This is a genomic window from Enterococcus sp. DIV0086, assembly GCF_050498705.1.
Lineage (GTDB): Bacteria > Bacillota > Bacilli > Lactobacillales > Enterococcaceae > Enterococcus > Enterococcus faecalis.
The window spans coordinates 2,112,580-2,137,710 of the sequence record NZ_JBNIDN010000001.1; the positions used below are offsets into that span (position 1 = coordinate 2,112,580).

Genomic DNA, 25,131 nt, shown 5'->3' on the forward strand with positions numbered 1-25,131 from the left:
AAAACATCATTGCTGTTATTTAAAACGGTGCCAGTAATTCCCTAAAATCACTGTACAACGTTTTACTAAATTGTGCAAGTCTCACTTTTTTGAATGCGAAATATCCGACAAAATCAATGAGAACCTTTTAGCTAAACGACCCTTTTTCTATTCTAATTAGAGAGATTCTGCTAGTATTGCTTTGTAAATGTCTGGAGGAAGGGTGTTATTTGTGAATAAGCAAACACGCCAAAGTTTGATTAAAAAAATCATTCAAACAACTGTAATTCATAGTCAAAATGAGTTGTTAAGAGAATTAAAAAAGCGCGAGATAAATGTCGCACAAGCAACGATTTCACGGGATTTATGGGAATTAAAAGTCGTCAAAGCATTGGATGAGTCTGGCGAGATGCGGTTAACGATTTTTGAACAATTCACTTCTTTAGAAGAACGAAAAAAAGAACAGTTGATACAAGCAATTCGTGAGGTAGTGACCAAAGTTGAACGTGTCGCCTTTTTACTAGTGGTTCATACATTACCAGACAACGCAACATTGTTTTCAGCTGTACTTGATGAAGTGTCTTTGTGTGAAAAGAAATGTTCTGTCGCTGGCTTCGACACTGTTATTATTGTTTCATCATCCGAGGAAAAAGCACAAGAACTAGAGCAGTATTTTCAACAATTTATTCAGCCAACACCTTTGTCAAAAAGTAACGCATAAAAGGAAGGGAGCCAGAAGTCGTTTTGACTTCTGGCTCCCTTCCTTTTACATCTATAAGATTATAACTTTATGAAATGCATGGAGAAATAATTTTTTTTGAATAAATGCATTTTTTTTTATTTAATTATGCATTATTTTTTTAGAATATCTATGAAAGCGCATTCTTTTAGGTTGAAAATATGCATAAGAAAGAATACCGTTGTATATTTGGTATTTTGTTTGGCAAATGGCTCACGTCCTAGGTTAATCAGGTCTGTTATTCTGTGTTTGTAATTAAGTTGAGGAGGTTATTTCACATGAGTCATCCAATTAATGTATTTTCTGAAATCGGGAAATTGAAAACAGTGATGTTACATCGTCCAGGTAAGGAATTAGAAAATTTAATGCCAGATTATCTGGAGAGACTGTTGTTTGATGATATTCCGTTTTTAGAAAAAGCACAAGCAGAACATGATGCATTTGCAGAGTTGTTACGATCAAAAGATATCGAAGTGGTCTATTTAGAGGACTTAGCTGCTGAAGCGTTGATTAATGAAGAGGTCCGCCGACAATTTATTGACCAATTCTTAGAAGAAGCCAATATTCGCAGTGAATCAGCAAAAGAAAAAGTTAGAGAGTTAATGTTAGAAATTGACGACAACGAAGAACTGATTCAAAAAGCGATTGCTGGCATTCAAAAACAAGAATTACCTAAATATGAGCAAGAATTTTTAACAGATATGGTTGAAGCGGATTATCCATTCATTATTGATCCAATGCCTAACTTATACTTCACGCGTGATAACTTTGCGACAATGGGCCACGGGATTTCTTTAAATCATATGTATTCAGTAACTCGACAACGGGAAACTATTTTTGGGCAATACATTTTTGATTATCATCCTCGTTTTGCTGGAAAAGAGGTTCCTAGAGTCTATGATCGTTCAGAATCAACCAGAATTGAAGGTGGCGATGAATTAATTCTTTCAAAAGAAGTGGTGGCCATTGGGATTTCTCAAAGAACGGATGCCGCGTCAATTGAAAAAATTGCGAGAAATATTTTTGAACAAAAATTAGGATTCAAAAATATCTTGGCTTTTGATATCGGTGAACATCGTAAATTCATGCATTTAGATACCGTTTTTACCATGATTGACTATGATAAATTTACGATTCATCCAGAAATCGAAGGCGGCTTGGTTGTTTACTCGATCACTGAAAAAGCAGATGGAGACATCCAAATTACAAAAGAAAAAGATACATTAGATAACATTTTATGCAAATACTTGCATTTAGACAATGTTCAATTAATCCGTTGCGGTGCTGGAAATTTAACCGCAGCAGCCCGTGAACAATGGAACGACGGTTCAAATACATTAGCAATTGCCCCTGGGGAAGTTGTTGTTTACGATCGGAATACGATTACGAATAAAGCGCTAGAAGAAGCAGGCGTGAAATTGAATTACATTCCAGGAAGTGAACTAGTACGTGGCCGTGGTGGCCCTCGTTGTATGAGTATGCCACTTTACCGTGAAGATCTTTAAAAAACACCCAAAAATAGGAGGAATCATCATGAATTCAGTATTTCAAGGACGTAGTTTATTAGCAGAAAAAGATTTTACAAGAGCAGAATTAGAGTATTTGGTAGACTTCAGTATTCACTTAAAAGAATTGAAGAAAAAAGGGATTCCACATCACTATTTAGAAGGAAAAAATATCGCTCTTTTATTTGAAAAAACTTCGACACGGACACGCTCTGCATTTACTACAGCAGCGATTGATTTAGGGGCACATCCTGAGTATTTAGGCGCCAACGATATTCAATTAGGTAAAAAAGAATCTGTTGAAGATACAGCGATTGTTTTAGGTAGTATGTTTGACGGGATTGAGTTCCGTGGGTTTAGTCAAGAAGTAGTGGAAGATTTAGCGAAATATTCTGGTGTTCCTGTTTGGAATGGTTTAACGGATCAATGGCACCCAACACAAATGATTGCGGACTTTATGACAGTGAAAGAAAACTTTGGTCGTTTAGAAGGAATCACTTTAGTATATGTCGGCGATGGCCGTAACAACATGGCAAACAGCTTGTTAGTGACAGGTGCTATTTTAGGCGTAAATGTTCGCATTTGTGCACCAAAAGAATTGTTCCCTTCTGATGAAGTCGTTAATTATGCAAAAGAATTTGCGAAAGAATCTGGTGCAGAATTAATGATTACAGACGACGTTGCTAAAGGTGTTAAAGGAGCCAACGTGTTATATACAGACGTTTGGGTGTCCATGGGTGAAGAAGATAAATTTGAAGAACGTGTCAATCTGTTGAAACCTTATCAAATTAATATGGCTATGTTAGAAAAAACCGAAAACATGGATGGCGATTTAATCGTATTACACTGTTTGCCAGCCTTTCATGATACGAAAACACAATACGGAGAAATGGTTGCTGAAAAATTCGGCATTACTGAAATGGAAATCACGGATGAAGTCTTCCGTAGTAAATATGGTCGTCAATTTGAAGAAGCAGAAAACAGAATGCATTCTATTAAAGCGATCATGGCAGCTACTTTAGGCAACTTATTCATTCCTCGTGTGTAGGAAGCAACTGAAAAAACATTGAAAAAAGAATAGTTGTTTCGCCCTTTAAGAGTTTCTTTTGAAGGGCGGCCTATTCTTTATTATGATAGGAAAGAAGGATTTGTAATGGGGAAAAAAATGGTCGTTGCACTAGGCGGAAATGCCATCCTTTCAAATGATGCTAGCGCACACGCACAACAGCAAGCATTAGTTCAAACATCTGCCTATTTAGTTCATTTAATTAAACAAGGGCATCGGTTGATTGTTTCACATGGCAATGGTCCACAAGTTGGAAATCTATTATTGCAACAACAAGCAGCTGATTCTGAAAAAAATCCAGCGATGCCGCTAGATACGTGTGTTGCTATGACACAAGGAAGTATCGGCTACTGGTTGTCCAATGCGCTTAATCAAGAATTAAACAAAGCAGGAATCAAGAAACAAGTGGCTACTGTTTTAACACAGGTGGTCGTAGATCCAGCAGATGAGGCATTCAAAAATCCAACAAAACCGATCGGTCCATTTTTAACAGAAGCTGAAGCCAAAGAAGCAATGCAAGCAGGTGCTATTTTTAAAGAAGATGCAGGACGTGGCTGGCGCAAAGTCGTTCCAAGTCCTAAGCCAATTGACATCCACGAGGCTGAGACTATTAATACCTTAATAAAAAATGATATAATTACCATTTCATGTGGTGGTGGCGGCATCCCTGTCGTAGGACAAGAATTAAAAGGTGTCGAAGCAGTAATCGATAAAGATTTTGCTTCTGAAAAACTAGCAGAATTAGTGGATGCGGATGCACTAGTTATTTTAACTGGCGTGGATTATGTGTGCATTAATTATGGCAAACCAGATGAAAAACAATTAACCAATGTCACTGTAGCAGAGTTGGAAGAATACAAACAAGCGGGTCATTTTGCACCAGGTAGTATGTTACCGAAAATTGAAGCCGCCATTCAGTTTGTAGAAAGCCAACTCAATAAACAAGCAATTATCACTTCTTTGGAAAACTTAGGAAGTATGAGCGGCGATGAAATCGTAGGAACGGTTGTGACAAAATAAAGTATAGTATTTAGGAGAATTAAGATGATGATAGAGAAAATAATCACTAAAAATAATCAAGATTTTCAATACTTTTCTGAATCAGAACTAACAGAATTGCGCAACGAGAGTTTCGTTCGCTCCTATAAAAAAGGCCAAGTCCTTTTTTATCCAGGTGATCCGAGAAATCATTTGATTTTATTGGTTTCAGGTGTCATTAAAATTGAAAAAAATGATCGCAGTGGTAATTTTTCCTATCTGCATTTTATGAAAAAGCAGGTTCTTTTTCCGAGAATCGGACTGTTTCAAGATGAGGTTCATTACGACTCCGCGATTGCCTATACGGATATTGAGGTTGTGTTTGTGCCAGTTAAACTGTTTGAGCGTTTTCTCCAAAATAATCCCCAGCAATTGATTCATTGGATTCAAGAACAATCGGTCCTTTTAAAAGAAAGCATGATCAAAATCCAAAAAGGAACAACCAATGATGCATGTGAACGGATTGTGACATCACTGGCGATGTTATTAAATGATTTAGGAGAACGAATTGACAACAGAGAACGCGTTGCAATTGCTTGTCCAATTACCATTAATGACATTGCACGGATGAGTGGAACTACGCGGGAAACAGCAAGCAGTGTTATGAAAAAATTAGTCCAAATGAACCGTATTAGCTACAGTCATAAATTCTTAACTTTTCTAGATACGCCATTCTTTATTGATCGATTGAGTAATTAATCATAGAGAAGGGAGATACAGGAAAGTAGGTTCCTGTATAAAAGGATATGGCAGAAAAAAAGAAGAAAAACAAAAAACAGCTTTCGTCTTTTAGTATTTTATTTATTATTTTAATTGTTTTAGGTATCGTAACGGTCTTGCTAAATGGCCAGCCATTTACCCCAATAGAAATTGATGGCAAAATGGTTGACCACGTGGTAGGGGCCAAATTATCGGATATTATCATGGCTCCATTCAATGGGTTTAAAGATGCCATTGAAATTAATATTTTTATTTTAGTACTCGGTGGCTTTTTAAATATTGTGACACAAACTGGGGCTCTTGAAGCAGGGATTCAATCAGTCGTTAAAAAGTTAAAAGGGAACGAATTGAAAATCATTCCGATTTTAATGATTTTATTTTCTATTGGTGGTTCGACTTATGGAATGGCAGAAGAAACAATTCCTTTTTATGGTTTATTGAGTGCCACCATGGTCGCCGCTGGTTTTGATACGTTTGTCGCAGTGGGTACTGTGCTATTGGGTGCAGGATCAGGTGTTATCGGTTCAACGGTTAACCCTTTCTCCACAGGGGTAGCGATGGATGCGTTGCGAGGTATTGGCATTCAGCCGAATACAGGAATTATTTTAATTGTCGGTGCTATTTTGTGGGCGGCCTCTACTAGCTATTCTATTTTCATTGTGATGCGTTATGCGAAAAAAGTGAAGGCGGACAAAGGTTCAACAATTTTATCTTTACAAGAACAAGAGGATATGGAAAAAACGTATGGACAAGCAGCGTCGAAAGAAATGCCATTTACGAATCGTCATAAAAAAATCTTAATGGTATTCGCTTTCTGTTTTGTCATTATGATTGTTTCCTTAATTCCATGGAACGACTTTGGAGTGACGATTTTCAAAGGCTGGACGTCTGTTTTAACAGGCAACAGTTTCGGTGACTGGTACTTTGGCGACTTAGCGATGTGGTTCTTCCTTTTAGGGATCATTGCTGCCTTGATTGGTCGCTTTACTGAAAAAGAAACCATTGAAGCATTTATCGACGGTGCCAAAGATATGTTATCCGTTGTTTTAATTATCGTAGTTGCTCGCGGGGCATCTGTTTTGATGTCTAAAACGTATTTAGATTCATTTATCCTTGATAAAGCGGCAGGCTTATTACAAGGACTCTCCCCAGTCTTATTTGTCATCGGTGCCTTTGTTTTATACTTAGGTTTATCTTTCCTAATTCCTTCAACTTCTGGTTTAGCGTACGTTTCTATTCCTGTAATGGGTGCGTTAGCTAAAAACATTGGTTTAAGTCCAGAAGTGATGGTTATGATTTTTGCTTCAGGTTGTGGCTTGATTAATTTGATCACGCCAACATCTGGTGTCGTAATGGGTGGTTTGGAAATTTCCAAAGTTCAATATGCCACTTGGACAAAATTCATGGCCAAACCAATGATTGTCTTAGGCTTAATTAACCTAATTATCTTAATTGGCGCGATGTTACTCTTTAGCTAATCAAAAATTTTTTATGTTAGGGCTTCGGCTTTCGGAAAAAAGAAGAAGCAATGAAACAACAGCGACTACCTAAAAGTAGTCGCTGTTGTTTCATTTTGATAGTTGTTGAATTAACAATCTTGCGACAGCGCGGACAGAAAAAGGATTTTGCCCAGTGATTATACGGCCATCTTGATACGCAAATTCTTTATAGGGACGCTTTTTCGCAAAAGTAGCACCATGTTCTTTGGCAATTGTTTCGTTTAAGAAAGGAACAACTGCTTTTTTCATGGCAAAAATTTCTTCTGCAGTAGTGAATCCAGTAATGGTTTTATCTGCAATCAAATAATTTCCTGACGCATCTTTGACATTTAAAAGGCCAGCAATTCCGTGACAAACAGAAGTTAGGTACTTGCCCTGTTCGTAAAGGCTACGAGTGATTGCTTGCAACTGAGGATTATCAGGAAAGTCCCACATAACGCCATGGCCTCCTGTAAAGTAAATCGCTGCGTATTCATCTGGATCAATTTCTTCAAGAGAGAGGGAATGCGCTAGCGCTCGTTCTTGAAAATCGGCACTTTCATAAACAGCCATAATGGATGAATCTACATATTTCATACTCCGGGGATCCAAAGGGACATAGCCTCCTTGGGGACTAACATAGTCAACTGAAAATCCTGCTTTGGTTACTTCTTCCACGAACTCCGTGGCTTCACCTAGCCAGAGGCCCGTTGGTTCTTCGGTGCCGTGATAACGGGAAACGTTTGTGAGGACCACGAGAATTTTTTTCATGCTTGCTTCCTCCCTGGCATAATCGACGTAATGTGGGTCAATAGTTGTTGGAGTTGCTCAATTTTGGTGGTATCGTGAGAAAGTGAGTAATAATTTTTAGTTCCTTCACTGCGACAATCAATTAATTTGGCTTGTTTCAAAATTTTTAAGTGGTGAGAAACAGCGGGACGTGAGAGTTGTGTCGCCTCTGTTAACTCAGTGACACGACGGCCAACACAGGCCTGGTCTTCTAACAGTGCAATAATAATTGCTTGGCGTTTTTCATCACCCAATGCGATTAAAAAATCACTAAGCGCAGTAAATTCTGTTTGAATTCCTTCTAATTCTTTCATATTCTTTCGCCTCTTTGGTTCGTATTTTTAAACGATTAAACCATTTTTCGTGTTTTTTGTCAATAAAATACGCTGAGGGCTGAAACTTGACGTGGATCCCATTTTTCGTTAAGATACTAATTGATTAAAGGTTTAAACTTTTAAACCAATAAAAGGGATAGAAAGAGAGGAAAGATTCAATGATGAAAGCCGCTTTAATTCATAAATACGGACAAAAAGAATTATCAATCGAGGAGGTGCCCTTACCCACCATTCATGACAATGATGTTTTGGTCAAAATTATCGCTGCCAGTATCAACCCGATTGATTTAAAAACAAAAGATGGCAAAGTAAAGATGCTTTTAAATTATCAAATGCCACTGATTTTAGGCAGTGATTTTGCTGGGATTGTTGTTTCTGTTGGAAAAAATGTTCAAAATTTTAGGCTGGGCGATGCAGTTTACGGGCGAGTACCCAAAAATCGCGTGGGAACTTTTGCTGAATATATTGCAGTGGATCAAGCGGCTGTAGCTATGAAGCCGAAAAATTTAACGTTTGAAGAAGCTGCGGCCATTCCGTTAGTCGGTTTGACAAGTTATCAAGCGCTACATGATATTATGAATGTACAGCCAGGCCAGAAAGTCCTGATTCAAGCAGGTTCAGGAGGGATTGGAACCATTGCGATTCAATTAGCAAAACTAGCGGGCGCTTACGTTGCCACCACAACGAGTAGTAAAAATAAAGAATGGGTTCAAGCGTTGGGAGCAGATGAAGTGATTGACTATCGGACACAAAATTTTGAAGAAGTTTTATCCGACTATGATTATGTGTTTGATACAATGGGGGGTACAATCTTAGAAAAAGCTTTCTCAGTGGTTAAACCTCAGGGAAAAGTTGTTACATTGTCAGGCATTCCCAACGAACGTTTTGCTAAAGAGTATGGCTTGCCGCTTTGGAAACAATGGGCCTTTAAAATAGCTACTCGCAAGATTCATCGATTGGAGCAAGCCACAGATGTTAGTTATCATTTTTTGTTTATGCGTCCCGATGGCGAGCAATTAGCTTTACTCACTGAGCTCATTGAACAGGGAAAATTACAGCCGATAATTGACCGAGTCGTACCTTTTAGCCAAATTCAAGAAGCAGTGGACTATTCACTGACAGGGCGAGCACAAGGGAAAATTGTTGTGAAAATCGCCGATGTTGATCACGACTAAGTAAAGGAGACTTGCAAGAAAAATAGGCCTGTTTTTCTTGCAAGTCTCAAAGTTTACCATTTAAACGCCGTCTAACAAAAGTGATTTTAGGCGGGAAAAGATTTTTATAGAAAATCCTCATTTTTCCAGTTTCTATTTTGCAAATTCGTTATTTTTTGTTATTCTATTGATGGTTGTGTATGCGCTTTCTTTTTAGGTGGATACACAAAAATGAACGGAGTGCAGAAAGGAATGGTGTTCAAAGTGGGGAACAATTTATCGACAAGAAAAGGAGAAAACAGAGAAACAATTGTCAGTTGGCTGGGTCTTTCGTTATTGGTTGGCTTGGCGTTTATCTTATTTAGTCTGTTTCATCAACCAATGATCAGCCAAGCCAATGAGCCGACCCAAGAGAAACATTTTATGGTTTATTATCGGGCCTGGCGTGACAAAACGATGCAAGGAGTTAATACAACATTGCCAGATGAAAATTGGCTAACGATGCACGATATTCCTTATGGTATTGACATTGTGAATGTCTTTAGTTATGTGCCAAAAGGACAAGAAGCACTTGCACAGCCATTTTATGATACGTTAAAAAATGAGTATGCGCCAGCATTACATGCACGAGGTGTTCGTTTAGTTCGTGGGATTGATTATAGCGAGCTATTAAAAGTTCCTTATGCAGGAACAACGCCTACAGAAGCAGAATTTGATGCTTATGCGAAAGAGCTGTTAACCAAATTTGTCGATGATTTAGGAATTGATGGGTTAGATATTGACATGGAAACTCGTCCAAGTGAAAAAGATATTGTTCTATCTAATGGTGTCATTCGTGCATTATCAAAATACATTGGACCGAAGTCGGGAACGGATCGTCCATTTTTGTATGATACCAATGCAGAATATTTACCACCTTTACAAGATGTCAGTGACTGTTTCGATTTTCTCGCGTATCAACAGTATGGTAGCGATGACCAACGCACGCAACGAGCATTAAATAATTTAAGTCCGGTTCTCAATGGGGAACGATTTGTTCCAGGATTAACTTTCCCAGAAGAGCAAGATCGCAACCGCTGGTATGACACAAAAGAGCCGTATATGGAAAGTAACATGTATAAAGTAGCTCGTTATTCTTATGAAAATAATTTAGGGGGCATGTTCCTCTATGCCTTAGATCGCGATGGTCGCACCTATAATGAAGACGATTTAAATCAGATAAAACCTTCTAATTTACTTTGGACAAAAACGGCCATTGCAGAGAGTAAAGGCGTTTCTCTTGCAGAGATGAAAGCGGCTGCGCAACACTATTTAAAACGAATTAGCTACGCCAACACAGACCTTGAAGCACAAAATAAAGCCGCAGAAGCAGTGACACAAGCAACAACGCTTTATGATGTGAATAAAGCTATTTTAGGTGGCGATTATGGCCAAGGGATTTCAAACACCTATGATGCTGAATTAGAAAAAGGCCTGTTAGCCATTGACTTAACCACTTTATATCGTGCGTTGGATCAAGCAGTTACAGCCATTGAAAAGGCAGAAAGCTATACACCAGAAACGATTCAAGCACTACAAACAACAAAAGAGACAGTCGCAACAGAACTTGCGGGAAAAACGTATACAGCCGCGCAAGTGACTACTTGGCAAACGGAGGTCCAAACAGCTTTGGATAATTTAAAAGAGAAACAAACACAACCTTTAAAAAGTGTCTTCTCCATTGATGCGGGAAGAAAATATTTTTCCGTGGAACAACTGGAAGAATTAGTGGCCAAAGCCAGTCAAAATGGGTACACAGATGTCCAATTAATTTTAGGAAATGATGGCTTACGGTTTATCTTGGATGATATGTCGGTCAATGTGAATGGTAAAAAATACAACCACAACCGGGTTTCAAAAGCAATCCAACGAGGCAACAACGCGTATTACAATGATCCTAATGGCAACGCGTTAACACAAAAAGAAATGGATCGGTTGTTGGCTTTTGCGAAAGCGCGCAACATCAACATCATTCCCGTGATTAACAGTCCAGGACATATGGATGCCTTGTTAGTGGCCATGGAAAAACTAGCGATTAAAAATCCCGCTTTTGATGGCTCAAAACGAACAGTAGATTTAGGGAACCAAAAGGCAGTGAATTTCACAAAGGCGATTATCAGTAAGTACGTGGCTTATTTTTCCGCGCATAGTGAAATTTTCAATTTTGGTGGCGATGAGTATGCAAATGATGTCGACACAGGCGGTTGGGCGAAACTGCAATCTTCTGGGCGCTACAAGGATTTTGTCGCTTATGCGAATGATTTAGCTAAAATAATTAAAGATGCGGGCATGCAGCCAATGAGCTTCAATGATGGCATTTATTACAACAGCGACGATTCTTTCGGTACATTTGACCCAGAGATTATTATTTCTTATTGGACAGCCGGTTGGAGTGGGTATGACGTAGCCAAACCTGAGTACTTTGTTCAAAAAGGACACAAAATTTTTAATACCAATGATGCGTGGTATTGGGTAGCTGGCAATGTTGATTCTGGCATTTATCAATATGATGATGCTTTAGCAAATATGTCGAAAAAAGCATTTACAGATGTGCCAGCAGGTAGCCCGAATCTTCCAATTATTGGAAGTATTCAATGTGTTTGGTATGATGACCCTCGTCGTGACTATGATTTTGAACGAATTTATACGCTAATGGATACGTTCTCGGGAAATTATCGTGAGTATATGGTGGTTAAATAAAACTAGTTAAAGCTAATGAGTTATCTATAAAGACTGGCACGAATCAAGCTTGATTCGTGCCAGTCTTCTTTAACGGAAGAAGATTTGTTTGAGGGCCAACAATCAATTTAGGAATGCCTTATTGAAATGTTCCTGTTCTTATTGTAGACTGAAAGAAGTGGTGGTGGAAAGCTATCACCATTAATAGAAAAGCAGGAAAATAAAAAGGATCTTGTTGGAAGTTTAATGCTTGGAAATGTAAGCGGAATCATCTTTGTTGGAATGCTAAAAAAGGGAGTAGAGTTATGAGTAATGAAAATATCGTCTTAGCAAGAAATACAGAGCGTGCACCAAAGCATCCTCTCGCAGCCCAAACAGTCGCATTTTCCCACTATAATCATTTGTCGGCACAGTTACCTATTGAGCCAACCTCTGGACAATTGGTAGAAGGTGGCATTCGGGCCCAAGCGACACAATGTTTGAAAAATATCCAAGCGGTTGTTGAAAGTATCAACCATGTGATGAGTGACATTGTCAGAATGACCATTTTTGTCAAAGATATGCGGGATGTTGCCGCAGTTGAGGAGGTCTATGCGGCCTTTTTTACCCATTATTATCCAGCTAAAACAGTGGTTGCCGTCGCAGATTTGCCGTTAGGCGCTTCTGTTCAAATGGAGGCACTTGTTTCAAATGGGGAAGGAACTATCCCTAATGCACCTCAAGCTGGGGATTTAATTAAATTAACAAATCAGACTGTTCAGGCACCAATTGATGCTCTAGCCAGTCAAACGGTCGCGTTTTCTCACTATAACAATCTGTCTGCACAATTGCCTATAGATCCTCAAACGGGCAGAGTTGTGGCTGGCTGTGTTAAAACGCAAACAAAACAATGTTTGAAAAACATAAAAGCCATTTTAACCAGTATTGATGTGCCTTTTGATGATATTGTGAAGGTCAATATTTATTTAAAAGATTTATCTAAGCTAGAAGCTGTCAATCAAGTATATGCCGCTTTTTTCCCAGATTCAGGAATTGCGCGTACGGTCAATTACATGCCAGCACGAACAGTGATTGCTGTTGCTGATTTACCAATGGGCGCGGCGGTTCAAGTAGAAGCGGTGGTTTCTCATGGGGATGGTACGCCACCACAAGCGATTGAAGATCGACATGGATTAATTATTGAAGCAAATAATACAGATCACGCACCGAAGTGTCCATTTTCGACACAAACTGTTGCTTTTTCTCATTACAACCATCTATCAGCTCAGCTACCATTGGACCCTAAAACAAATGCGTTAGTCGCTGGCGGAATCAAGGAACAAACGACGCAATGTTTAGAAAACATCAAAGCGACTATTGAAAGTGTGGATCACAGCTTAGCTGATCTGGTGAAAGTGAACATTTTTGTGAAAGAGATTGAAGAGCTGGCGGCAGTAGATGATGTCTACCAAACGTACTTCCCTGAAGGCACGCCTGCCAGAAGAGTGATTGGTGTGACGGATTTACCAAAAGGTGCCCAGATTCAAATCGAAGCGATTGCTGGGAACGCAGAAGGTACGCCACCAATTGGCTAAACAGTAAAATAAACAAACGTCAGCTGGCTTCTGAAGCCAGCTGACGTTTTTAGTATTTAGATAAATCAGTAAAGTAAGCTAGTTGCCATTTTTGTGTTTTTTTGGCGGTTTGATTAAGATTTTGGCACCAAGAAGGATAAAAACGGGACGCCATTTTGCCTTTTTGTTGGTGCGTTTTGAGAATTTTTTGTTGGATTAAACATTCTTTTGGTAGAAGAAAGAGACCTTGCTTTTCTTGATCAGCAATGACAATTGCTAACATTTCAGGGGCTTCCGTAGCATCAAAGGCTTCGTTCTGATTTTGTTGATTTTTTTCCCAGAAGGCTGCAAAATAGCCTTCTTTTTTCGGCGTTTTTTTGGCTAAGCGACTGCGGATAAGTTGTTGCGATTCATTAACTTGACATAAAAAGCCTTCATATTCGGCATTTTGTTTTTCTTCGGAAAGCAGGGTGATCGCGCCCACTGCTTTTTCAAGTATTGGCAATGAATTCATAGGGAATGTCCTTTCTTTTCGTTTAATGTCGGTAAGAGTTCTTGGATAATGGTTAATCCTTTCGCCAATACCTCAAGCTGATTGGAGGCTAAGGAAATTCGTAAAAAAGCATCTGGCTGATTTTGCACAGTAAAGCGGCTCGAGTGAAAAAGACGTACCCCATTTTGGAGAAATTCTTGTTCAATTTGCGGCGCCGTTTTTTCGGTAGAAAGGGGAATAGTTCGGTAGTACGGCAAAGGATTGCTAGGTCTAGCTAACCCAAAAATGGTATCAAATAAGTCATTGGCTTGTTTTGTTAAAGCCAATTTTTCTATCACTAATTCTTCTGCAACTGGTGAGCGTAAGACTTGGGTGACAATTTCAGCATCAAAGCCAGAAGTTTTAACGTTAATGTTAAAAATCGCACGCTCTATTTCTTGGCGAAGAAGCGGAGGGAAAACAAGGTACGCAATGCGTAAGCCTGTACAGACAAATTTTGTCATCCCCGCTAAGTAAATCGTTTGTTGAGGTAAGAGTTCTTGAAACGTTGGTAAAACTGCTTGCTGTGCATAAGTTGTTAAAAAAGAATGAATGTCATCTTCAATTACCCATAAGTGTTCTTGCTGAATGATTTCAGCTAAAGTCATTCGGCGGGCGCTAGACATTTGGAAACCAATCGGGTTATTACATGCGGGCATTAAGAAAATACCATGTATTTTTTTCTTTTTGCATTCTTGCAGTAAATGCTCTGGGTCCATCCCCTCGGAATCATAGCCAATCGGGACGATTTCTAAATGATAAAGCTGGGCGAGTTCAATAAAATTTGAATACGTGTATCGATCTACGGCAATCCGCTGACCTGGAGAAAAAGCGGCGGCTAACGTCACGGCCAGCCCATTCTGGACACCAGATACAATGGCAACTTCTTCGGCATTGGTCCGAACGCCTTGTGTCTGAAGCCATTCGGCAGCGGTTGCTCGTTGAAAGTGCGTACCTAAAGGATCGCGATAATTTAGCAAACTGTTAAGGGCCGCATTTTTACTAACGGATTCAATAAAAGGTAAAATCCGCTGATTACACATATCAAAGGAACTAACCAGCCCTAAATCAATTAGATGGTCCGCTACTTGGTTGGTAGAGATTGTAATTGAGTGAAACGCGTTGGGAGAAACGAAAGTGCCGCTACCGATGTTGGTATAAAGTAAGCCTTTTTCCATAGCGTGTTTATAGGCTTGACCAATCGTCGTGAAATTCAGATCCAAGTAATCAGCTAATTCTCTTTGCGAAGGCAATTTCACATTTTTTTGAAGCACACCAGATAAGATATCCGCTTCTAATTGTTGAACCAATGATTGGTAATAAGGTCTTGTTAAACGTTCTTTAACAGGGCGCCATGACAACGCATAGTTCTCATAGGAATTAATCGGCATGAGGGGAACTTCCTTTCTATAAAATTGTATTCCATACAATTATAGCATTGAGTGTATTGTTTGTCTGGTTTATGATAGCGCAAAGGGAGGAATTCAGATGGACATTATTTCTTATGAGAGGGTTATTCAACAATTGTCGTTTTCCGAAGCAATTCAAGTGATGAAACGTTGCTTTGCAGAGTTTCAAAAAGGAAAAATTTCGCAAAGTGAGCGCCATGTAGAGGTTTTACCAGATGGGAAAAATCAAAATCTTTTTGCATTAATGCCTGCTTACTTAGGAAAAAATCGCTTTTTTGGGGCAAAAATCATTACAGCTTTTCCAGAAAATCCACAAAAAAATTTGGCCTCACATCTTGGTCAAATTTTATTGTTTGATAGTTCTACTGGAAGACCAGTCGCAATGATGGACGCCAATGCGATTACGTGGCTTCGCACAGCAGCTGTTTCTGCTTTGGCAACCGATTATTTAGCAGCTCCAAAGGCAAAAAGTATCGCTTTGATTGGTGCAGGTCAACAAGCTTCGCCTCATCTCGCAGCGCTACAAAGCGTTCGGGCGATTGAAAAGGTTTTTATATATGACCGCACAGCAGAACGCGCACGAAAATTAATCGCTAAGCAACAGCACAATTACCCCGAATGTACCTTTATTGGTTGTTCTTCTGTCCAAGAAGCCGTCCAGGAAGCGGAAATTATCTGTACACTAACTTCCAGTCAGGACGCATTTTTAGAAGAAAAAGACGTTTTGCCGAATGCCCATATCAATGCAATTGGTACATTCACGCCGACTTCCAGAGAATTAACAAGCGACCTTGTTAAAAACAGTCAAGTGTTTGTAGATGAGTATGCGGCTGCATTAAAAGAAAGCGGGGATCTTTTAATTCCGATTTCAGAAGGTGCCTTTTCAGCTGAAAAAATTGTAGGTTCTCTCGGCGAATTAGTGACTGGCAAAGTTAAACTAAAGGCGGAGCAGAAAGGCCGCACGATTTTTGATGCGGTTGGCTTATCAGTTGAGGATTTGTGTTGCGCGGAATACATTTATCAAAAAATACAAGGAGAGAAATAAAATGAGTTATCCCTATTATATTGTCGATGCTTTTGCGGAGGAAGTTTTTAAAGGCAATCCCGCCGCTGTTTATGTTTTGGAAAAGTGGTTGCCAGAAGCGGTGATGCAAAACATTGCGATTGAAAATAATTTGTCAGAGACTGCTTTTACAGTCAAAGAGGGAAAAAGTTACGCCCTGCGCTGGTTTACGCCGGAACGAGAAATCGATCTCTGCGGGCATGCTACATTAGCGACGGCTTTTGTGTTATTTAACTATTATTCCGTTGCGGAAGAAACGCTTCATTTTACTAGTCAAAGTGGACCGCTCGCAGTGACCAAAAAAGAGGAATACTATTATCTAGATTTTCCTTACATCCTACCGGAAAGGATTCCAATTTTGCCAGAGTATGAAGTCGCTTTAGGCGCGAAAATTTATGAAGCTTATTTAGGCCGCGATTTATTTTTTGTCTTAAAAGACGAAGAGACAGTGGCAAAAATCACACCAGATTTTTCTGCATTAAAAGCATTGGATTTAGGAGTAGGAGTCATTGTAACGGCACCTGGAGACTCGGTGGATTTTGTTTCACGGACTTTTTTCCCGAAACTAAGAATTAACGAAGATCCAGTTTGTGGTTCTGCGCACGCCAATTTAATTCCTTATTGGGGAAAACGGCTCAATCAAACGACCCTTTCCGCCTATCAAGTGTCCCCAAGAGGCGGCTTTTTAACTTGTGAAGTGAAAGAAGATCGAGTCATTATTGGTGGTACTGCTAAACTATTTGCAAAAGGGGAAGCGTACTTGCCTGTATAAAAGTACACCGTCCGCTAGCAATTCGTTGTTAGCGGTCGGTGTACTTTTTAAATAGAATAGTTGCGAGAAACAAAGGGAACTTCTTCACCATTTTCGAGCTGATTTAGATACAAAGCTAACATGAAAAAGTAACCTGAGAGTAAGTTGACTACATCATACAGCTGCGGATCAATTTTTTTACCACCATAGTCCATGCGATAAAGTAAACGAACAATATCTTTGGCTTTGGCTCTTAAAATGTGTGCATAAGAGGAACAGATTGTGCCCATCGGTAAAACAAAAGGACGATTTTCTTCGTATGTCAGTTCATTCATAGCATTGACACGTTCCAAAAGCCAGGCTATTTCGTCCTCTGTGACTGTTAATTTTGTTCGGGTCGTTGGATTGACATGGTAGATTAACTCGCAAATTTTAGCTAGTTCTTCTGTTAGTGCAGGCTGTTCAGGGACGTCTAATTGTTGCACATATCCTCGTAGAAGACCTGTCATCGAGGCCAATTCATCAGTCATTAATTCAAAATCACATCGTAAATCTTCTGGTTTAGAAGATAAATACGGGTACGCTTCATACGGACTGCGGTACATTTTTTCCATTCAATTTCCCTACTTTCTAAAAATAAAAAGCCCTCAAAAAGAATGCACGAAAGCCAATCTTTTTGAGCGCCGTTGCTCGACTGTTCACAGTACACCATTGTACTTGCTAAGGTAATCATAGCCAAGAGTGAAGGGAGAGTCAAGGGGGAATCAAAGTTGGAGAAAGAAAATGAAGCTAAGAATTACCAGAAGTAAACCAATCAATAAACTGACAAGACCAGAAAGTTGACCTAATCGTTGTTGGGTAGAAGAAGGTTGATCGGTAACAGTGAGCAAACTTGAGAAAAAGTTCATTTTTTTCACGAGTATTAAATACGCAACAATAAGCAAAAGAATATCCGAAAAAAGGTACGAAAGGGGCTCAGAAATAAATTTTTGGGCACGAAGTAAAAAAATTCCTATGAAGAGGACAACAAAACCATACTTAAGAAAAGTTTCTTTCGACATGTTGAAATCGCTTCCTTTTAATTGATGAATTTTATTAATAGTCACTATTCTTATGATTAAATTATAGGACTTTGAGGGCGGTGGAGCAAAGGAAAAATGGAGAATGGTGGGAGGAAAGTGTGACCAATAAAAAATAAACCCGCTAGAAAACCTATTTTATAGGTTTTCTAGCGGGTTGATTGTTATTCCCACTCTGTGAGAGTCTAACTTTATAAGGAGTGGTTTGTTGTAATTAAGCGGGTTTCGATTGTTAGAAAGAGCATGAATTTGATAGATGTTTCTTGTATTGGTTGCAAAATGGTTGCAGTAATATGTTGCTAGATATACTAAATAATTAAGACGTATGGTATATTAAAAGAAGGACGTGTGGTTAGATTTTTGACTTGTGATTCGCAAGTTTTGGCAATAATGGTAGAGAGGTTTGTTCTCTGTGCTCCATAACAAAGGTTTCCGAGTAATCGTCGGATAACCTGTCAAAGAACGTAATGAGTAACCACACGTTCGTTTAATAGGGAAGTGAATAAATGAAAACGTTTGATAATATAAATAATCTGGAACAACTCTCTCAGGTGTTAAAAGTACCTAAGAGAAAATTAACATATATTTTATATGTAAAAAGAATTGAAAATCTTTATATAGATTTCGAAATACCTAAGAAAACTGGGGGAACAAGAAAGATTAGTAGTCCATCAAATGATTTGAAAGAAATTCAGAAGAACATTGCTAAACTTTTGGAAAAACAACAAGAGATATTTTTGAAAGAAAATAATATAAAATCTAATATATCGCATGCATTTACTAAAGATAAAAGTATTATGACCAATGCGCTTATTCATAAACACAAAAAGTACGTTTTAAATATTGATTTAGAAGATTTTTTTGATTCATTTCATTTTGGTAGAGTAGCGGGATATTTTGAAAAAAATGAGAATTTCTTGTTTCCTAAAAAAACGGCTGTGATTTTGGCTCAACTTACTTGTTATAATGGGAAATTACCTCAAGGAGCCCCTTCATCACCAATAATTACTAATTTAATTTGTAACATACTGGATATGAAATTATTGAAAATATCAAAAAAGTTTAAGGTAGATTATTCTAGGTATGCAGATGACCTTACTTTTTCAACTAATAATAATAATTTTATTGAAGAACTAGATACTTTTTTATCTCAACTAGAACAAATAATAAATAAAAGTGGATTTGAAGTTAATAAAAAAAAGACTAGAATACAATATAGAGAATCTAAACAAATGGTTACTGGATTAGTAGTGAATAAAAAAGTAAATATAAATAGAAAATTTTATAGAGAAACACGTGCTATGGCGATTAGTCAATATCTTACAGGAGCGTTCAAAATTGATAATGAAGAAGGGAATCTTAAAAGATTAGAAGGACGTTTTTCGTTTATTAATCAAATAGATAGATTTAATAAAAAAAGAAATTCTAAAAATACTGTGGTTGGAAAAAAGAACGGTATCTTAAATGGTAAAGAAAAGCAGTATCAAATGTTTTTATTTTATAAGTATTTCTATTGTAATTCTAAGCCATGTATCGTTACTGAAGGAAAAACGGATATTATGTATATAAAAGCAGCATTAAAGAATTTGTACAAATTCTATCCGAAGTTAATCGAAAAAAATCAGATGGAACATTCCATTACAATATATCATTTTTAAAAAGAAGCAAGAGAATTAGATATTTTTTTGGTTTAAATCTTGATGGAGCTGATACCATGAATAAAATATATAATTACTATTGTGATGTTAATAATGCTAACTTTCCTAATTATGCAAAATTTTTTGAAAATAAAGGAGTATTATATACAAATCCAACTATTCTAATCTATGATAATGAAATGAGTAATAATAAAAAACCTTTATATAAGGCTTTAAACGTGACTAAAATAAACGAAAACAAAGAAAAATCAGAATTTCTTAGTAGGAATCACTATACAAATATTACTTCAAACCTATATATCTTAACACACCAATTAGTAAATGGACTAGCTGAATGTGAAATAGAAGATTTGTTTGATTCAAAAATATTAGAAATGAAAATAAACGGAAAGTCATTTGAGAGGGAATTAAAAGATTTTAATGATACTGAACATTATGGAAAAGCAGTTTTTGCTAATTATATATTAAAAAATTATCATACTGTTAATTTTGATAATTTTAGGCCATTTCTTGATTGTCTAAACCAAATTGTTGAAGCATCTAGATAGATAATAAAAGATTATGGGGACGGCTAAAGCAGATTCTAAAACATACAATAATTATAAAATATTAAGTCGTGCAATGCCTGTTTTATCAAGGTAAACACGATTTTTTTATTTTTTATGAATTAAAAAAATTGGATTCTAAACATATTTGTGGTAAAGTTAGAACCACAAAAGAAAAACGAGGTGAAAAATGCTGATTGATGAATTAACTTGGGATTATGATTTCAAAAAAATATTATTAGGAGATATAGTCTATGTTAGCAACGAGAATGAAGCAATTAAAAATATATTACTAGCTAAAAATTTTTCTAACTATGTGGATAGTGAAATTGATTATAATAAATATTATCCAGGACACATTGAAAATTATCAAGTTGTAGAAAATGTTTTCAAAAAAGTTTTTCAAGAAGGGAATGGAAGTCATAAGGATGTTATGAATTCTTTTTGGACTACTTATAAATTTTTCTTGCAGATTGAATATCCTGATGTGTTTACTCCTGACGGATCGCTTAGGAATAAAGTCCCATTGCAAAAAAACACAAATTTAACGATTTCTAAAGTAGATAATGGGTACCCTCCTTTTGATAGTAAAGATTATCAACTGATTCATAAAAAGTATATAAGTTATTACAAAACCAATTTTCCGCAGTTTATTGTTGAGGAAGGATATACTTGGAATCGATTTTTAATTGAAAATTTTGACCAATTTATTAAGGTAAATAGTTGTTTTGAGTTAGTTAAGTTTGCTAAATTAACTCACAGTATCGGAAATCTAATATTGGTACCGAAAGGTTTTAATAGTTCTAGGTATTGTCCACATCTTGATTATTGGGATTTATCACTTAATTCATTAAAAAAAATATTTATTGAAGAAGAAAGTAATTGTTTTTCGGAATATACAGTCAAATCAATAAAGAGCTATATGTCTGATTACTATTCTTGGGAATCATTCATAAATTCTCATTATTTAAACGATTATGTTGATGAGAATTATAATGTAATTCCTTTTTGGAAAAATCATTTTGAAAGAATAAAACCAGTCACTCGTGAAGAAATAATCATGTTTTTAGAACAAGTTAATGTTAGCATTGAAAATAGAGGAAAAAAAATTTTAAGTCGGATAGAAGGGAACAACAATGGCAAAAGTATATAAAACAGTTAGATTAGCATATGAAACAAAAATATGGATTGATAAACTAATAGTATATAGAGAAAGACAATTGCAAGTTGAAATTAAAAATGGTTTGATTAAAAAACTAGAGGAAGAAATACAAAGTCAATTCAATGAATTGGTTAATGGTGTCTCTCTCAATCTTGTTTTGAAAGTTTCCAGTGGTAGTGTTTTGGAGCAGGCATATCGATATTGCGAAAAACAAAACTTATCGAATGAAGAATGGTCAAAAATTGAAAAAAGAATGAACCATGCGGTTAAGGAAAATGATTTTAAAACTGAAACCACAGTTACACCAAAGTTTTACTTAGATGAAGATATTTTAGATGGCTTGGAACATTATAGATATAGATTTAAGATTGATGAACCAGGGAAACGTCTTCCATTATTAAGTTATATTATTAAATTAGTAGTCTTTGCTTTTTATGACAGTCTGATACAGACAGGGGATATATAAAAGTAAAGCTTTTCTAAATAGTTTAGCAGCTATTTAGAAATTTTTTGGATACAAATGTTTATTTGTGGAACCACTATATCATATAGAAAGGGGCGTACATGAATAAAAATGAGAAAGTAAAAATTAATACTAAGAGGAATTGAACACTACTTACAATTCGCTACTATAAGAACGTGAATATGCAGAAAAAAGGAATTTTAAAAGCTTTAAAAAAATTGAAAAAGAGGAAAAGAAACATGAAATCTGATAATTTAAAATTTTTTATTTCTCTTATTATTGGCTGTTTGTTTGGATTTATTGCAACTAAATTTGAGGGTATAACTAATGGACTGTTAAATATAATAGGGTGTTTATCATTAGTTGTCTGTTTAATATTTTTTATCAGAATGAGAATTAGAAATTTTCTAGGCTTTATTTTAATAGTGTGGAATAAATTTAGGGGTGATTGATTGAACACGAGAAATAGAGGTTCACCTAGTTAAGTTACTGGTAATAGTGTCATATAGATATAAAATGAAAGGATTTGAAAGAATGGCTATTAAACCAATTATTGATTCTGTTGCAACTGTAGGTAATTCATTACTATTAGTAGATTTGAACCCAGCGTTTGAAAGGGTTAAAAATAGTGATGGAGGATTTGAAAAAACAGATAGAATTACTCATTACAATTACACAGTTGTATGTCTTGAAAAGAAATTTGAAAAAATTAGTGTGAAAATTGAAGAAATACGACCTCTGTTTGATACGGAGAGAGAAGATATTCCTGAAAATACTTATGTGAAGTTTGAGAATTTAACATTTACTCCATACGTTTCAAATGGCTGGATTCAGTTGTCTTCCAAAGCGGACAAATGTGTAGCTGTTAAGGTTTAATATTATGCAATGGAGACAGAAAGATGATTTTATAGAAGTTTCAGCATTTTCACCAAGCATACTACTACGGTACCGTTGGAGTTTTTTACTTGCTGTCCTAAGTGTTGAGTTAATAATTTTTCTTTTCATTATAGGACACCTAGTTAATGGATTTTTACACATTTTCGTTTTTGTTAGTTATTGTTATCTGTTTACCAGTACAATCTATAAATTTGTGATGTATAGAAAAATAAACTGGGAAAATTCTCCGTATAGCTTGATTAAAAGGTTTATTAACGATAATCGGCTTTTCCTAGAAGAAATACAAGTTTTAGGAAAAGACAGCAATGGCAAAGCTGTAAAGAGAAAAGTAATAACGGAAAGTGTTTTTATATTATATAAAGAAACTCCCAACGAACTAATTATCCGATTCTGGAAAAATGGTGATAAATGGAACGAGCTAGCTAATGCTAGTAGCAATAAATTATCGGCTATTTTTGGTCTTAATTGCACAATAAATGATGATATTCAATACTGTGACTATATCTTTGAAAAAGTGTCAGATAATCGCTTACACCTTTCACATGGCATTCCCAAAACTAATGGAACAATCATTCAAGTCACTGAAAAAATTTCTTATGATGTCAGTAAGGTTAGTCACGGTTTGACTATTGGAAACACTGGGAGTGGAAAATCAGTTTGGATTGAATACAAGATTTTAGTTTATGCACAAATGGGTGCAATAATTTATGTAGCTGATCCGAAGTCAGCAGATTTATCGTTATTAAAATATGTTCATGGCTTTGAAGATAGAGTAGTAAGCGAACCGAATCACATTGCAAGGGTACTAAGAGAAGTAACAGAAATTATGGAAACAAGATATAGGCAGTATTTCAGTGAAGTTTCAGCATTCGGTAAAACCTTTGTTGATTTCAACTTACCACCTGTTGTGCTAGTATTTGATGAATTTGCAGCATTTATCAAGAGTGCCGATAAAAAATTAAGTACAGAATGTATGTCTTATCTATACTCACTTATTTTAAAAGGTCGTGCAATGGGGTGTTTCGTTGAAATTATTCTTCAACGTCCAGATAGTTCTATTTTAGATGGTGCATTACGTGACCAGCTTGGCTGTAGAACACTGTTAGGTACCGCGAGTAAAGAGGCTACTATGATGTGCTTTGGCTCGTCTAGCGTAGAACATAAGTCTATTTTTGTCAAAGGTGGAGGATATATCAAGATTGATGGACAAGGAGAAGAAAAATACTTTGAAACACCATTTATGAAAGATTTTGATTTTATTGCAGAATTGGAAAATATTTTCTATAAACGACAATAATACCTTTCAAAGTGAGTGAAATAGGAAGGTAGTCGCCTTAGCGACTAAACGGAGTGTCCGAGTCTTTTCACTCACTTTGAGAGGTGCAGTCGGGCGTTCTTTGCCCGACACTTAACTTGATATATAAAACAACATCTGCTCGCAAAATATATTTTTGAGAGGTGTGTGATGTATAAAGAAACACGTGCCTATAATACAAAAATTATTGAAACTTCAACTTATATTGAAGTTTATCAGTATGAAGAGCCTATTTTTTATAGTAGACATATCGAAGATGAATCAAGATCTACACAGTTAGAGTGGTTAGATGGTGATATCGAGAAACGTACTTTTGAAGAATTGTCTAATAGTGAAAAGTATGACAGTTTGAAAAGAAAGCAACGGCATTATGAAGATATGCGTTGGGAAATAGCTCGCATTGTTGATTGTAATTTTGATGAGGCGACAAAGTTTGTGACATTGACTTTTCGCGAAAATATATCTTCAGTAGATTATACCAACAATGAATTTAAAAAATTCATCCAAAGGCTAAATAGAAGATTAAAAAAGCGTAATCAACGTGCTAAGTATTTAGCAACATGGGAAAAACAAAAAAGAGGTTCAATTCATTATCATGTTGTCTTCTTTTCATTGGGTTATATTAAAAATTCTGAATTAGAAAAAATATGGCAAAATGGTTTTGTAAAGATCAATAAGGTAGACGTTGATAGTGTTGAGAATAGAGGTCGTTATTTGAGTAAATATTTTTCAAAAGACCTCGAAATTAAAGAGCATAAGAAAAAAGCGTTTTTTAAATCTCAAAATTTAAAAACGCCTCAAATTAGGAAAATAACTACGTCACAACCGTATGATTTTTCCAATAAAAATATTATTTATACAAAAGATTATAAACGGAAAGTTCTAGATTTTAAAGAGTTTACAGGAGAATATCTTAATTTTAAAGAAGGAACTGTTCACTATACGAAAATTTTAAAGGGGTGGTTTACTTGACTAATAACACTATTACAAAAAAAGAATTATGTGACTTAGGATTCGGACCAAGTCAATCCTCTGATATTATCCGAAAAGCAAAATATTTAATGGTAAATAAAGGATATTCCTATTATGCAAGTAAGCGATTAGGGAGAGTACCTGTTTCCGCTGTTGAAGAGATACTTGGATTTAAAATTATTATGGAACATGTTTAGATAAAAGGAGAACA

Annotated in this window: 25 protein-coding genes; 19 read left to right on the forward strand and 6 right to left on the reverse strand. The window is 36.4% G+C overall.

All coding sequences use genetic code 11. From position 1 onward, the window contains the following. Positions 1–187 precede the first annotated feature (187 nt). From IGI63_RS10125 to IGI63_RS10150, 6 genes are all read left to right on the forward strand, one after another. A complete protein-coding gene (locus IGI63_RS10125) occupies positions 188–700 on the forward strand; it encodes an arginine repressor (protein WP_002383454.1) in 513 nt (170 codons plus the stop codon). Between the two features lie 296 nt (positions 701–996). Continuing rightward, the gene (gene arcA / locus IGI63_RS10130; protein WP_002356129.1) at positions 997–2,223 is read left to right on the forward strand and encodes an arginine deiminase; all 1,227 of its coding nucleotides are present in this window, start codon (positions 997–999) and stop codon (positions 2,221–2,223) included. Positions 2,224–2,248: 25 nt separating this feature from the next. Then, on the forward strand, positions 2,249–3,271 hold the full coding sequence (gene argF, locus IGI63_RS10135) for an ornithine carbamoyltransferase (protein WP_160747730.1): 1,023 nt from the start codon (positions 2,249–2,251) through the stop codon (positions 3,269–3,271). A 105-nt stretch (positions 3,272–3,376) separates the two neighbouring features. After that, a complete protein-coding gene (gene arcC / locus IGI63_RS10140; protein WP_429975750.1) occupies positions 3,377–4,309 on the forward strand; it encodes a carbamate kinase in 933 nt (310 codons plus the stop codon). Positions 4,310–4,333: 24 nt separating this feature from the next. Continuing rightward, entirely contained in the window at positions 4,334–5,026 is a 693-nt protein-coding gene (locus IGI63_RS10145) for a Crp/Fnr family transcriptional regulator (RefSeq protein ID WP_429975751.1), read from the forward strand. A 47-nt stretch (positions 5,027–5,073) separates the two neighbouring features. Then, a complete protein-coding gene (locus IGI63_RS10150) occupies positions 5,074–6,525 on the forward strand; it encodes a YfcC family protein (protein ID WP_429975752.1) in 1,452 nt (483 codons plus the stop codon). 90 nt (positions 6,526–6,615) lie between these two features. On the opposite strand, the gene IGI63_RS10155 is transcribed toward IGI63_RS10150, so the two are convergent. Both IGI63_RS10155 and IGI63_RS10160 read right to left on the reverse strand, forming a co-directional pair. Next, positions 6,616–7,296 carry a type 1 glutamine amidotransferase domain-containing protein gene (locus IGI63_RS10155; protein ID WP_429975753.1) on the reverse strand — a complete coding sequence of 227 codons (681 nt, stop codon included), beginning with the start codon at positions 7,294–7,296 and terminating at the stop codon, positions 6,616–6,618. Then, complete coding sequence (locus tag IGI63_RS10160; RefSeq protein WP_002359261.1) at positions 7,293–7,628, reverse strand: ArsR/SmtB family transcription factor; 336 nt, start codon at positions 7,626–7,628, stop codon at positions 7,293–7,295. The genes IGI63_RS10155 and IGI63_RS10160 overlap by 4 nt, the downstream gene beginning before the upstream one ends. A 179-nt stretch (positions 7,629–7,807) precedes the next feature. Between IGI63_RS10160 and IGI63_RS10165 the strand changes: the two genes are divergently transcribed. The 3 genes from IGI63_RS10165 to IGI63_RS10175 all read left to right on the forward strand — a co-directional run bounded on the left by IGI63_RS10165 (position 7,808) and on the right by IGI63_RS10175 (position 13,095). Continuing rightward, positions 7,808–8,824, forward strand: a complete 1,017-nt coding sequence (locus IGI63_RS10165) for an NADP-dependent oxidoreductase (RefSeq protein ID WP_002407563.1) — start codon at positions 7,808–7,810, stop codon at positions 8,822–8,824. A gap of 210 nt (positions 8,825–9,034) precedes the next feature. After that, positions 9,035–11,542, forward strand: a complete 2,508-nt coding sequence (locus IGI63_RS10170; protein ID WP_429975754.1) for an EndoS/ChiA family endoglycosidase — start codon at positions 9,035–9,037, stop codon at positions 11,540–11,542. Positions 11,543–11,826: 284 nt separating this feature from the next. Next, positions 11,827–13,095 (forward strand): RidA family protein, encoded by a 1,269-nt coding sequence (locus tag IGI63_RS10175; RefSeq protein WP_429975755.1) that lies wholly within the window; start codon positions 11,827–11,829, stop codon positions 13,093–13,095. A 49-nt stretch (positions 13,096–13,144) separates the two neighbouring features. On the opposite strand, the gene IGI63_RS10180 is transcribed toward IGI63_RS10175, so the two are convergent. Both IGI63_RS10180 and IGI63_RS10185 read right to left on the reverse strand, forming a co-directional pair. Beyond that, positions 13,145–13,588: a MepB family protein gene (locus IGI63_RS10180; RefSeq protein ID WP_429975756.1), complete on the reverse strand. Its 444-nt coding sequence runs from the start codon at positions 13,586–13,588 to the stop codon at positions 13,145–13,147. Beyond that, positions 13,585–14,997 (reverse strand): PLP-dependent aminotransferase family protein, encoded by a 1,413-nt coding sequence (locus IGI63_RS10185; protein WP_429975757.1) that lies wholly within the window; start codon positions 14,995–14,997, stop codon positions 13,585–13,587. Before IGI63_RS10185 ends, IGI63_RS10180 begins: the two co-directional genes overlap by 4 nt. Positions 14,998–15,094: 97 nt before the next feature. Here IGI63_RS10185 and IGI63_RS10190 point away from each other — a divergent pair, with 97 nt between their 5' ends. Both IGI63_RS10190 and IGI63_RS10195 read left to right on the forward strand, forming a co-directional pair. Then, on the forward strand, positions 15,095–16,060 hold the full coding sequence (locus IGI63_RS10190; RefSeq protein ID WP_429975758.1) for an ornithine cyclodeaminase family protein: 966 nt from the start codon (positions 15,095–15,097) through the stop codon (positions 16,058–16,060). A 1-nt stretch (position 16,061) separates the two neighbouring features. Continuing rightward, a complete protein-coding gene (locus tag IGI63_RS10195; protein ID WP_002373798.1) occupies positions 16,062–16,850 on the forward strand; it encodes a PhzF family phenazine biosynthesis protein in 789 nt (262 codons plus the stop codon). A 47-nt stretch (positions 16,851–16,897) separates the two neighbouring features. On the opposite strand, the gene IGI63_RS10200 is transcribed toward IGI63_RS10195, so the two are convergent. Next, positions 16,898–17,443, reverse strand: coding sequence for an ATP:cob(I)alamin adenosyltransferase (locus IGI63_RS10200; protein WP_002387479.1), 546 nt, complete (start codon positions 17,441–17,443; stop codon positions 16,898–16,900). Between the two features lie 150 nt (positions 17,444–17,593). Then, on the reverse strand, positions 17,594–17,935 hold the full coding sequence (locus IGI63_RS10205) for a hypothetical protein (protein WP_429975759.1): 342 nt from the start codon (positions 17,933–17,935) through the stop codon (positions 17,594–17,596). Positions 17,936–18,414: 479 nt separating this feature from the next. Here IGI63_RS10205 and IGI63_RS10210 point away from each other — a divergent pair, with 479 nt between their 5' ends. The 8 genes from IGI63_RS10210 (at position 18,415) to IGI63_RS10245 (ending at position 25,117) form a co-directional block, all read left to right on the forward strand. Then, positions 18,415–19,566 (forward strand): retron Ec67 family RNA-directed DNA polymerase/endonuclease, encoded by a 1,152-nt coding sequence (locus tag IGI63_RS10210; protein WP_429975760.1) that lies wholly within the window; start codon positions 18,415–18,417, stop codon positions 19,564–19,566. 56 nt (positions 19,567–19,622) lie between these two features. Further along, positions 19,623–20,114 (forward strand): hypothetical protein, encoded by a 492-nt coding sequence (locus IGI63_RS10215; protein ID WP_429975761.1) that lies wholly within the window; start codon positions 19,623–19,625, stop codon positions 20,112–20,114. A 187-nt stretch (positions 20,115–20,301) separates the two neighbouring features. Beyond that, positions 20,302–21,264, forward strand: coding sequence for a hypothetical protein (locus IGI63_RS10220; protein WP_429975762.1), 963 nt, complete (start codon positions 20,302–20,304; stop codon positions 21,262–21,264). Next, on the forward strand, positions 21,248–21,739 hold the full coding sequence (locus tag IGI63_RS10225; RefSeq protein WP_429975763.1) for a hypothetical protein: 492 nt from the start codon (positions 21,248–21,250) through the stop codon (positions 21,737–21,739). Before IGI63_RS10220 ends, IGI63_RS10225 begins: the two co-directional genes overlap by 17 nt. A gap of 531 nt (positions 21,740–22,270) precedes the next feature. Next, positions 22,271–22,612, forward strand: coding sequence for a hypothetical protein (locus tag IGI63_RS10230; protein ID WP_429975764.1), 342 nt, complete (start codon positions 22,271–22,273; stop codon positions 22,610–22,612). Between the two features lie 4 nt (positions 22,613–22,616). After that, positions 22,617–23,930 carry an FtsK/SpoIIIE domain-containing protein gene (locus tag IGI63_RS10235; protein ID WP_429975765.1) on the forward strand — a complete coding sequence of 438 codons (1,314 nt, stop codon included), beginning with the start codon at positions 22,617–22,619 and terminating at the stop codon, positions 23,928–23,930. A 168-nt stretch (positions 23,931–24,098) separates the two neighbouring features. Then, positions 24,099–24,920, forward strand: a complete 822-nt coding sequence (locus IGI63_RS10240) for a rolling circle replication-associated protein (RefSeq protein WP_429975766.1) — start codon at positions 24,099–24,101, stop codon at positions 24,918–24,920. Further along, the gene (locus tag IGI63_RS10245; RefSeq protein ID WP_429975767.1) at positions 24,908–25,117 is read left to right on the forward strand and encodes a DUF3173 domain-containing protein; all 210 of its coding nucleotides are present in this window, start codon (positions 24,908–24,910) and stop codon (positions 25,115–25,117) included. Before IGI63_RS10240 ends, IGI63_RS10245 begins: the two co-directional genes overlap by 13 nt. Positions 25,118–25,131: the final 14 nt, after the last annotated feature.